The organism is Haoranjiania flava (assembly GCF_025631005.1).
GTDB classification, from domain to species: Bacteria; Bacteroidota; Bacteroidia; order Chitinophagales; family Chitinophagaceae; genus Haoranjiania; species Haoranjiania flava.
Window position 1 is genome coordinate 236,754 of record NZ_JAOTPL010000004.1, and the last position, 11,278, is coordinate 248,031.

Below are 11,278 nucleotides of genomic sequence, written 5' to 3' on the forward strand. Positions count from 1 at the left end.
TCCAATGCAAAAATATATTCAATACCTGGATAGTACTTTTTCGTATTTTGTTTACGGCACAGGTAAGCAGACGGTTTTTTGTTTCCCCGGCTATGGCTCAAGAGGAGAGCAGTTCGGGCTGTTAGAACCTTATATAGGCAATGATTTTACATTGATCTCTTTAGAGCTGCCGTTTCATTATGGCACGCGCTGGAGAGAGCACCGGATGTTTTTTGTGAGCGACCTTGAAGCAGTAATGGGGTTGATCACCAAAGAAGAAAACCTCGCGGAAGATATTTGGCTTGCGGGCTTCAGCCTGGGAGGAAGGATAGCTATAAACTATTTTCAGCAACGGCCGCAGCACATCAAAAAGCTTGTGCTACTGGCGCCTGACGGTATGCATAAAATCTTTTGGTACTGGCTGATCGTTGAAACGCACTTCGGAAATTTTCTTTTGCGCATGCTCAACCGCAGTTCCAAATGGGCGGAGAAGCTTATTAAATTCTTCTACAACATCAAAGCCATCAGTGCCAGTATGTACGTAATGGCCAAAGAGATCATTACTTATAAAGAAGAAAGGAAACTACTGGTAAAGCGATGGATCACTTTCAGAAAAATGCACCCTGATCTGAAAAAGTTTGGCGAGAATCTGCAAAAATACCATGTAAAAGCCCTGGTACTCTTTGGTGAACACGATAAAGTTATTGCTCCGGCAACGGTAAAGCACCTGAAGAAAGTAGCGCCTGAACAGATTACCACGTTTACCATTAATGCCGGCCATATATTGCTGCGCGAGCCGCATTTAAAAGAGATTACCAAATTATTTTACATGTCCTGATATGTTTTTTGTTTTACTGATACCGGCCTTGCTTTTAATTGTTTACTGTGGCATCATTGTATTGTATACAAAATGGTTCAGGAGACTGAAACTCTTTACCGGCATTGCTTCTGAGGATAGCTGCTTTTTTTCTGTGATCATACCTGCGCGTGATGAGGAAGCTAATATTGCCAACTGTTTATTGTCTATTTTAAACAATCACTACGATAAGAATTTGCTGGAGATTATCGTGATCGACGATCACTCAACAGACAATACCGCTAAGATCATTACCGGGCTTCAACAACAGCATGATTGCATTAGGCTGATAGCCATGAAAGACCTGGTTTCTCCTGAAGAAAAAATAAATTCCTATAAAAAATTAGCCATACAGAAAGCTATCGCGCTGTCAAAAGGTGATTGGATCATTACCACAGATGCAGATTGTATGGTTCCCGGAAACTGGCTGAAAAATTTTAATGCCTTTATACGGGAGACCAACGCCGTATTTGTTGCTGCACCCGTACGTTTTATTAATTCCGGTAGTTTCCTTTCTATTTTCCAGTGCCTGGATTTCCTGAGTTTACAGGGCATTACGGCAGCTTCGGTTTCAGCAGGTTTTCACAGCATGTGCAATGGCGCCAACCTGTGCTATAAAAAGTCTGTGTTCCTTGAAGTAGACGGATTTAAAGGCTTTGAGCACCTGGCGAGCGGCGACGACATGTTCCTGATGCGGAAGATACAGAAGCAATATCCGGACAGGACGCGGTATATTTTTTCACAGGATTCCATTGTCTCTACGCTGCCCATGCCTACGGTGAAAACATTCATCAACCAGCGTATTCGGTGGGCGAGCAAGGCCGACAGTTACGATGATAAAAAAGTGATAGCCGTACTTTTCGTGGTATATTTTTTTAACCTGGGTTTTCTTTTTTTATTGATAGCAGGATGCTTCAATCCGCTGTACTTCGTATGGTTGCTGGTTTTTATGGCAGTAAAGATTGCTTTTGAAATGAATTTTATGCGCTACGTGTGCCGCTTTTTCGGGCAGGAAGCCATACTCAAATACTTCCCGCTGATGCAGCCATTCCACATTGCCTATACCCTTATTTCCGGCTGGCTTGGCAAGTTTGGCACTTACCAGTGGAAGGGCAGGCAGGTAAATTAACAAGCTTTATTTTTTCTATCTGAAATCCTTACTACTTTTGCATGATCAATTAAAGATATAATGGCAGACTTAAGCAATTTTAACCCTAATGACGCAGCCAATCCCGATAATAATATTTTTGGATTGCCCTTTACCGAAGAAGATGCAAGGCTCATAATCTTACCCGTTCCATGGGAAGTGACCGTAAGCTACGGAGCCGGCACCGGCAGGTGCTTTGACAATGTGTTCAAGGCAGGCTTCCAGGTAGACCTGTTTAACAAATATTATAAAGATACCTGGCGCCAGGGCTTCTTTATGCGGGATGTGGACAAGAAGATACTGATGAAGAGCGACTACCTGAGGAAAGAGGCAGAGTTGTACGTAGATTTTATTGCTACCGGCGATGAGCTTGAATCAAACAGATTTATGTGCCGCGGGCTGAAAGACATTAATGAGGGAAGTACACTGGTGAATGACTGGGTGTATGAACACAGCCGCCACCTGATTGCTAAAGGAAAGCTGGTTGGTTTGCTGGGTGGTGATCACAGCACTCCTTTCGGCTACATAAAAGCGCTGTCTGAAAAGTATACCGATTTCGGTGTGCTGCAGATAGATGCACACTGCGACCTGCGCAAGTCGTATGAGGATTTTGTATATTCACATGCATCCATCATGTATAATGTGCTGAATGAAATTGAGTCGGTATCACATCTTACACAAATAGGCATAAGAGATTACTGCGAAGAGGAATGGCGGTATATACATGAAAATAAAGACCGCATCACTACTTTCTTTGATGAGGATATCAAAGAGAGAATATATGAAGGCGCTAACTGGCATACTATTACAGAAAACATCATCGATACTTTACCGCAACATGTGTATATAAGTTTTGATATAGACGGCCTTGATCCCAAGCTTTGCCCCAACACCGGAACGCCCGTGCAGGGAGGCTTTGAAGCAGAGCAAATTGTCTACCTCCTGAGAAAAGTATTGGAAAGCGGCCGGAAGATCATTGGCTTTGACCTGGTAGAGATAGGCACCGGCGACACCGCAACTGATGCAAACGTGGGCGCCAGGATGCTCTGGCATCTCTGCAATATTCTTACCATGAGCAATACCGTAACAAATGAGTAAAGAGTTTGATTTTGTTATTACCCTGAAGTCTTATGATGATAAGATCATCAGGCTGATCAGCCAGTTGCTGATCTTTATTTCCGTGAGCAGCTTTGCTTACTTTGCCATACAGTTTTTTTCAAATCCTGCCACCAGGAAACATGGTATTATTCTTTTTTCGCTTATTGCCATCATCCTGTCGAGCTGGGTGTATGTGGCGGCATACAAATACAAGCCTTCTTTCAGGCTGGCATTTTTTACTGCAGGGCTTACTTTTCTTTTTTATTTCCCTGTGCCTGTGTTGAAATATGTGCTGGCAATTTTATACATCGTTATCGGGCTGCTGGAAAAATCTGTAAAGTTCAACAAAGAGATCTGCGTTGATAAGGAAGGCATTCTCATCAATGCTATCCCTGATAAATTTTATCCCTGGCAAAAGATGAACAATGTGATCATCCGCGGGCAAATGATCACCCTGGATTTTAAAAATAACCGCATCTTTCAGAAAGAAATCGAAGGCGATGTATCTCCGGAAACTGCTGCTGAGTTTAATGCTTATTGCAGGGAACTGATACAGCAAAACATAGATGCTTAGCTTGCGGTGCGCTGCGCAACTACTTCGTGGTAAAGCTGGTGCACAAGACCGTCTGCCACACCGATCTTAGGTACATAAATCTCTTTGGCATCTGCCCAGCGCATGACATTGGTATATATTTCCAGCGCCGGAACGATTACGTCTGCACGGTCTGCTTTTAATTTGTATTTATTTATTCTTTCTTCCACGCTGAGTGCTGAAAACTCCTTAAAATAATCTTTCAGCAAGTTGAGCGTCAGGGGGCTGTTATCTTTATTGCGGCTGATAGAGAACACCTTATTGATATTGCCGCCTGAACCGATCGCCAGCACCGGCTTTTTTGATTTTATATTTTTTTCTATAAATTCCTTCATTTCCATCCACATCTCCGGCGTTACATCCTTTCGAAGCAAACGTATAGTACCAATGTTGAATGACTGCTTGGCTTTGTGCCTGCCAGCGTTGTAATAACTAAGTTCGGTGCTGCCGCCTCCCACATCTATGTACAGGTAACCTTTATCCTTTTCCAGCTTTTCGGCAATCTGGTTTTCAAATACCAGCCCTGCCTCCATATCACCGCTGATCACCTCAATCTGTATATTGGTTTTCTTTTTTACATTTTCTATGATCGCTTTACTGTTCTTTGCATCGCGCATGGCGCTGGTAGCACAGGCTTTCAGGTATTTTACTCCATAGGCATCCAGCAGGTTCCTGAACGCCATCATGGTATTCATCACCATTTGTGTTTTTTCTTCTCCGATAATGCCTTTGTCAAAAACATCGAAGCCCAGGCGCAACGGCACTCTCACAAGATTCAGCTTGCTGAACTGTACATTTTTTCCTTTACCCGGAATGGCATCTACGATCAGTAGGCGTGCGGCGTTGCTTCCAATGTCAATAGCGGCTAACTTCATTTGGTACGTATTTTTTTAGGCCTTACTTCTGCTGTATCGTTACGCAGTTTGGCATTTAAATAATTGTATATTTCCAATTGCGAACGTACGGCATTATCTCCTTTTTTTACCACATATTGGTTGTTTTTATTGTGCAGTCTTGCCTTCACATTATCATTGAGCTGTATGTTTAATATATCAATGAGTTCTTTTTTAATGGCCGCATCTGTTATTTCAATAGCAGCTTCTATACGGTGGTCCAGGTTTCTTACCATCCAGTCGGCAGAGCCTATATAAATTTTTGCGTTGCCGTTGTTGTGAAAAACAAACACCCTTGCATGTTCCAGGTATTCGTCTACAATGCTGATGGCGTATATGTTTTGTTTAAATTTCTTATTCTCAGTGATGGCACAGAATATGCCACGCACGATCATTTTAACCTTAACACCGGCCGAGGCAGCCTCATACAGTTTATTGATAAGTGTATGATCGCTGAGCGAGTTTATTTTTAGAATTATTTCTGCCGGTTTCTTTGCTTTGGCAGCTTTGATTTCATTATCTATCAGCGCCATCATGCCGCTGCGCATGCTTACAGGGCTCACCAGCAGTGTCTTACAGCTTTTTAAGTAATCAATCGAAAGTGTTTTATAGGATTCAATGTATTTAAATATTTTATTAATATCAGCCATCACTTTGCGGTTGCACGTGAGCAGAAAATGGTCGCCGTATATTTTTGCTGTTTTTTCGTTCAGGTTGCCCGTGCCTACAAAGCCGTATTGGAGTATTTTCCTGCCTACTTTTTTCTTGATGATGGCGATTTTAGCATGTACCTTCATATGCGGCACACCTATCAGTACTTTTACACCTTCAATCTCCAGCTTTTCTTTCCACTCCAGGTTATTCTCTTCATCAAACCGTGCTTTCAGCTCCAGCATTACAGTTACAGCCTTCCCGTTTCTTACAGCGTTGACGAGTGCATTCACAATTTTTGAATTTTCCGCCAGCCGGTATGCAGCCACCTTGATGGTTGTTACATCCGGATCCATAGCCGCTTCGCGCAACAGGGTGATGATGGGCGTAAACGAATGGTAGGGCGTGCTGATAAGCACATCTTTGCGGGTAATAATATCTGTGATGCGCTCCAGTGTGTCCAACCCGGGTGGACTAAATGGTTTGTTGCTGCGGGCATTTTTATCTTTCAGCACATCAGGAAAATCCATAAAGTGCCGGAAATTATGTATTCTGCCGCCGGGTATAATGTTGTCTTTATGCGAAAGGCTTAGTTTCCTGATCAAAAAATTCAGCAACGTTTCGTTCATGTTTTTATCATAAACAAAACGCACGGGCTTGCCTTTTCTGCGGTTCCTGACAGCCTTTTCAATCTTCTCCACCAGGGTGGTGTTAATGTCATTGTCTTCATCAAACTCGGCATCCTTGGTCACTTTAAAAATATGTGCATCAAAAGTATCATACCCGAAATAAGCAAAAATATATCGCAGGTTGTAGCGTATAATGTCTTCCAGCAATATAATGTTGCTCTCGCCTTCATCAGACGGCAACAGCACAAATCTGCCTACTGCAAATACCGGTATTTCTATCAATGCAAAGCGCTGATCGTACGCTGTCTCTTTTTTGCGCATCACGATGCCGAGGTACAGGCTTTTATCGCGCAGGTAGGGTAGTTTCCTGTGGTTGTCTACCAGCAAAGGTATCACGTTGGATTCTACCACCTCATCGAAATAAGTCTCTACAAATTCTTTCTGTTGTTTGGTAAGGTTTTCATTGGTTTTAATGAATACCTTATGTAGCGTGAGTTCCTGCTGAATGTTGTTCCATATCCTGTTAAACTCGCTTTGCTGCTGCATTACAATAGCTTGTATTTCTTCAAGCTCCTGTGCGGCTTCCTGCTCTAATTTCAGCGTAGCTCTTTTTGTTGAAGCATTTCTCTTATCGCCCAGCGCTACAATCCTGCTGAGGGCTGCAACACGCACCCTGAAGAATTCATCCTGGTTGTTGGAATGTATGCCTAGAAATCGAATGCGCTCATGCAGGGGCACAGAAGGATCATTGGCTTCCTGTAGCACACGGGCATTGAAGCTCAGCCAACTGATATCGCGCGGAACAAAATTATCCTTCATAAAAATGAATTTGTATTGCCGGCAATTTATACATAAAATCTGATTTGCAGACAAGCTGCAAGCCTGAAAAACGTGCTAAAAATGCATGTTTAAGAAAAAGATAATATTGGCTATGGCAGCCGGTTAGATGCGTCGGGGAAGATCACCCGGGGCTTGAATGTTTTGGCTTCTTCAAAATCCATGGAGGCGAAAGAAATAATGATGATCACATCTCCGGCGGCTACTTTTCTTGCTGCAGGGCCGTTCATACAAATGGTTTGGCTGCCGCGCTTGCCGCGGATAATGTAGGTTTCCAGGCGTTCGCCGTTGTTTACGTTCACCACCAGTACTTTTTCGCCTTCAATCATATTGGCTGCATCAAGCAGGTCTTCATCTATGGTAATGCTGCCTACATAATTCAGGTCGGCTTCGGTTACAGTGGCCCTGTGTATTTTTGACTTTAAAACTTGTATGTTCATTGTTGGGTTGTGTATAAGTTTTGATTAAACTTACAATTCCTTATGTGGCTATATAGAAACATTGAAATCTCTCAAAGCTTCATTCAGGCTGGTTTTCAGGTCGGTGCTTGCTTTTCTCTGCCCGATGATAAGTGCACAGTTCACGTTGTATTCACCGGCAGGAAATTTTTTAGGATAGCTGCCCGGGATCACTACGCTTCTGGCAGGGATCACACCTTTATGTTCAACAACCTCGCTGCCGCTTACATCAAAAATTTTCGTGGATTTTGTAAGTACTACACTGGCTCCTAAAACAGCTTCTTTTTCTACGCGCACACCCTCCACCACGATGGCCCTGCTGCCTATGAAACAGCCGTCTTCAATAATCACCGGTGAAGCCTGTAATGGTTCCAGCACGCCGCCGATTCCTACGCCTCCGCTCAAATGTACACCCTTGCCGATCTGTGCGCAACTCCCTACGGTGGCCCAGGTATCAACCATAGTGCCTTCATCTACGTACGCGCCGATGTTTACATAGCTGGGCATTAATACTACATTTCTTCCCAGGAAGGAACCATAGCGGGCAACTGCGTGAGGCACTGCTCTTACGCCCTGTGCTGCATAGTCTTTTTTCAATAACATTTTATCATAAAATTCAAACGGGCCTACATCCCATGTCTGCATTTTCTGTGTTGAAAAGTATAATAAAATCGCCTGTTTTACCCATTCATTTACCTGCCATCCATCTGCCACCGGTTCTGCCACGCGCAGCCTTCCTTTGTCTACCTCTTCCAATACGCTGTTTACGGCATCAGTATATTTATTGTCTGAAAGCAACTCCCTGTTTTCCCAAGCTTCTAAAATTAGCTCCTTCATTTCTATAAAAATTTTTGCAAATGTAGTATTTTTAGCCGTGTTAAAAATTTTATGGAAAACGATTTAAAGAATAGTTTACAAATACTGCGTAACGGAGGTACCATACTATATCCTACAGATACCATCTGGGGCTTAGGCTGTGATGCAACCAGTGCCGAAGCTGCTGAAAAAATAATACAGCTTAAACATCGCCCTGAAAATAAAAGCTTTGTGGTGCTCACTACTGAAGCTATGCTTAAAGATTATGTAGGCTCATTTGACCCTGGTGTATTTGCCTACCTGGAAAAAGCGCGAAAGCCTACAACGGTTATTTATGAAAAGGCCATGCACCTTGCCGGAAATGTTGTTGCCGCAGATGGTTCCGTAGCCATCAGGATCTGTAATGAACCATTTTGCCGGGCATTGATTGAACGGTTCCAAAAGCCTTTGCTCAGCACTTCTGCCAACATCAGCGGCGAGCCGGCCCCGCGTTTTTTTAAAGAAATTTCCGAAGAGCTTATCCGCGGCGTGGACTATGTGGTGCAATACCGCCAGAACGATGACACACCCTCGGAGCCGTCATCAATTATTAAATGGAAGGATGGGGAAGTGGTGGTAATCAGGTAAGGGCTATACATAATGCCGCTAAAAAAAGCCGGAGTAGAAACCCCGGCCGTATTTATCATTAAAATTCACAAACAACTACTTAATTTTTATCCAGCCTTTTTTGTTCTTCTTCACTGCTGCTTTGCAGTTTTTTTACATTAAATGACTTTCCTGCTTTGAAATTATAAGTAAGGCCTACAGTGAAGGTCCTGGATTGGTGCCTGCTTCTGATGCCCAGTATAAAGTCTTTGTAAGACATGTTGCCTTTAATGGTTTGGGTGTAGAAAATATCATTCACATTTGCTTTGAAAGTAAACTTGTCTTTAGCAAATTTTTTGCTGAAGCCAGCGTTTACCATGCCGAAAGGGTTTATGAGCCCATTGGCAAAAATAAAGTTGGATATATAGAATCCGGACAGAGTAAAGCTGGTGGTTTTATTTACCGTGAATGTGTGTTGTGATTGAAGGAAGGCAATAGGCTTTTCAATTTTGTATTCAGGCGCTTCTATCTTCTGGTAGCTTAGTTGCGCAGTGTTTTGTGCATTCCACCATTTGGTAATTTTTACAGGCGCAAATACAGTCAGCATCAGGTTGTCGCTGTTGCCGGAGTTCAGGGGCTGCTGTATCATTACTTTCGGATCATTTTCATCATTGCGGATCACCCGGTTGATGATGTCGCGGTTGTGCGTGTAGTTCAGCGTGAACATGTATTTATTTTTCAGCGTAAAGCCCAGCTCATAAGAGTTGTTAAATTCCGGCCTTAAGAAAGGGTTGCCCATACCGATGGTATAATTATCCGCATAACCTACATAGGGGTTCAACTCATGGAAAGACGGGCGGTTAAATCTCCTGTTGTAAGAAAAATTGACTGTGTTATCTCCTGTCTTGTTAACAGCTTTGCTGAGGTAAACGTTGGGAAATAATGAGAAGTATTTATTGGGATTAGGAGTCTCTACGCCTTGCGCTATCAGCATTCCGGTAAGGTCAGTATATTCACCGCGCAGGCCAAGCTGTACATTGGTTTTGGCAATCACACCTTCATAACTTACATAGCCTGCCACAATATTCTCATCGTAATTATATTGATAGTTTTGTTTAATGCTTTCGTACCACTTACCGTTTTGCAGGTATTCAAAAAATGCAATGTTTTTAATGCGGGTAGCAGTAAGCTTTGAGCCAAGAGAGAAAGTATGGCCCCCCTTGAACACCTGTGTATACTTGGCGTCAGCGGTATAGATCTGAGCATCGCCGGGAGTAGCATTCCTGAATGATGTGTCTGTAAGCAGCGTATTCTGTGCATTGTATAAAAAGGTTCTTATATCGCTGGTGTTTTCCACTTTGTTTTTGGTATAATCGGCCAGAAAGGTAAACTTTGAACCGAGAGTATCTGTTTTCAACTGATAGCGCAGACCTGCATTGTTGTAATGTGCTGCATAGGTGCCGGGGTAGGTACCTTCTGTTTTGGTATTGAGCGATGCATCGGGAAAGGTGGTTAATGTTTGCGCATTGCCGGACGAAGTATATTTATTGTAAGCCCTGTTGTATTCCAGGCTGATGAACTGGTTATCGTTGATGTCGTAAGTAATACCTGCCTTCTGGCGGTTGTTGGTTCCCGTGCTGACAAAATTATTTTTTGCCGTAAACACACCGTTGTTGGCCAGCGTCCTGTATTGCTCCAGCTCCTCGAATCTTTTCTGGCTGTAATAAGATCCGTTGCCGAATAAGGAAAATTTATTTTTCTTGTAATTGATGTTGATGCCATCGCTGGTGCCTGCGTATCGCCCTTGTGTGTAATTGCCATAAATACTGCCATTGAGCCCTGAGTTCCTGTTTTTTTTAAGTACAATGTTTATCAGTCCGCCGGTGCCCTGTGCATCGTACTCTGCCGGGGGGTGCGCAATTACCTCTATGGATTTTATATCTTCAGCACGTAAGGAGTTTAAGTAATTTGCCAGGTCCTGTCCACTGAGATTAAGCATTTTCCCGTCGACCATTACACGCACACCGCCGTTACCGTTGAGGGTGATCTGGTTGTTGTAGATCAGTACACCCGGCGCCAGGTTCATCATTTCCATAGAAGACTTTCCGGACGAAAGAGGGTTGTTTTCCACCTGCATCACAATTCGGTCGGTCTTGCGTTGTATCATAGATGCAGAGCTGGTAACAGTTACATCGTTTAAGTTTTCTGCATTTTTCTGCAAAGTAAAATTCAGTTGCTTTTCTTCCCGGGAAACAGTAACTTTCCTGGACAGGGATTCATAGCCTGTAGAAGAAATATGGAAGATATATTCACCTGGCTGCTGCAGGCCGATCTCGTATTTACCGTTTTCATCTGTGATTTTTTCTGCCACTGTTTTCTGCGTGGAATCCGGCTGTTGTATCCTGATGGTGGCAAAAGGCACCGGCTGATTTTTATCGTTGGTTACCTGGCCTGTGATTTGCCCGGAAACAATAAGCTGTGAGTAACCGCTCAAAGCAAACAGGCATAGGATGTTTAACAGTAGTATTTTCATGTGTATATATATTTAGTGTGCCGCTTTGCGGCTGTTTTTAATGGTCACATGGAATAGCCTTTATTCATTCGCGGTTGGTATGCCACTTTGCTTATGGCTATTTCATGTGTATATATTTATTTATTTTTTAGTTGCCACATGGAATAACCATTTCATGTGTATAATTTTAGTGCGCCGCTTTGCGGCTGTCTTTATTGTCGCATG

10 protein-coding genes are annotated in these 11,278 nt (G+C 43.1%); 5 read left to right on the plus strand and 5 right to left on the minus strand.

What is annotated here, in order from left to right; translation table 11 throughout:
* The first annotated feature begins 4 nt into the window (after window positions 1-4).
* The 4 genes from OD355_RS04830 to OD355_RS04845 are packed head-to-tail and all read left to right on the plus strand — an operon-like array spanning window position 5 to window position 3,654.
* Window positions 5-817 carry an alpha/beta fold hydrolase gene (locus tag OD355_RS04830; RefSeq protein WP_263037325.1) on the plus strand — a complete coding sequence of 271 codons (813 nt, stop codon included), beginning with the start codon at window positions 5-7 and terminating at the stop codon, window positions 815-817.
* A gap of 1 nt (window position 818) precedes the next feature.
* On the plus strand, window positions 819-1,964 hold the full coding sequence (locus OD355_RS04835) for a glycosyltransferase (protein WP_263037326.1): 1,146 nt from the start codon (window positions 819-821) through the stop codon (window positions 1,962-1,964).
* Window positions 1,965-2,024: 60 nt separating this feature from the next.
* On the plus strand, window positions 2,025-3,080 hold the full coding sequence (locus OD355_RS04840; RefSeq protein ID WP_263037327.1) for an agmatinase family protein: 1,056 nt from the start codon (window positions 2,025-2,027) through the stop codon (window positions 3,078-3,080).
* Window positions 3,073-3,654, plus strand: coding sequence for a hypothetical protein (locus OD355_RS04845; RefSeq protein WP_263037328.1), 582 nt, complete (start codon window positions 3,073-3,075; stop codon window positions 3,652-3,654). The genes OD355_RS04840 and OD355_RS04845 overlap by 8 nt, the downstream gene beginning before the upstream one ends.
* Here the strand turns inward: OD355_RS04845 and OD355_RS04850 are convergent.
* The 4 genes from OD355_RS04850 to OD355_RS04865 all read right to left on the minus strand — a co-directional run bounded on the left by OD355_RS04850 (window position 3,651) and on the right by OD355_RS04865 (window position 7,977).
* Entirely contained in the window at window positions 3,651-4,547 is an 897-nt protein-coding gene (locus tag OD355_RS04850; protein WP_263037329.1) for a Ppx/GppA phosphatase family protein, read from the minus strand. The genes OD355_RS04845 and OD355_RS04850 overlap by 4 nt on opposite strands.
* Window positions 4,544-6,664, minus strand: coding sequence for a polyphosphate kinase 1 (gene ppk1, locus OD355_RS04855; RefSeq protein ID WP_263037330.1), 2,121 nt, complete (start codon window positions 6,662-6,664; stop codon window positions 4,544-4,546). Before ppk1 ends, OD355_RS04850 begins: the two co-directional genes overlap by 4 nt.
* A 110-nt stretch (window positions 6,665-6,774) precedes the next feature.
* Window positions 6,775-7,122 (minus strand): aspartate 1-decarboxylase, encoded by a 348-nt coding sequence (panD, locus tag OD355_RS04860; protein WP_263037331.1) that lies wholly within the window; start codon window positions 7,120-7,122, stop codon window positions 6,775-6,777.
* A 48-nt stretch (window positions 7,123-7,170) separates the two neighbouring features.
* Complete coding sequence (locus tag OD355_RS04865; protein WP_263037332.1) at window positions 7,171-7,977, minus strand: 2,3,4,5-tetrahydropyridine-2,6-dicarboxylate N-succinyltransferase; 807 nt, start codon at window positions 7,975-7,977, stop codon at window positions 7,171-7,173.
* A 51-nt stretch (window positions 7,978-8,028) separates the two neighbouring features.
* Here OD355_RS04865 and OD355_RS04870 point away from each other — a divergent pair, with 51 nt between their 5' ends.
* Window positions 8,029-8,583, plus strand: a complete 555-nt coding sequence (locus OD355_RS04870) for an L-threonylcarbamoyladenylate synthase (protein WP_263037333.1) — start codon at window positions 8,029-8,031, stop codon at window positions 8,581-8,583.
* Window positions 8,584-8,662: 79 nt separating this feature from the next.
* Here OD355_RS04870 and OD355_RS04875 read toward each other — a convergent pair whose 3' ends face one another.
* Entirely contained in the window at window positions 8,663-11,074 is a 2,412-nt protein-coding gene (locus tag OD355_RS04875) for an outer membrane beta-barrel protein (RefSeq protein WP_263037334.1), read from the minus strand.
* Window positions 11,075-11,278: the final 204 nt, after the last annotated feature.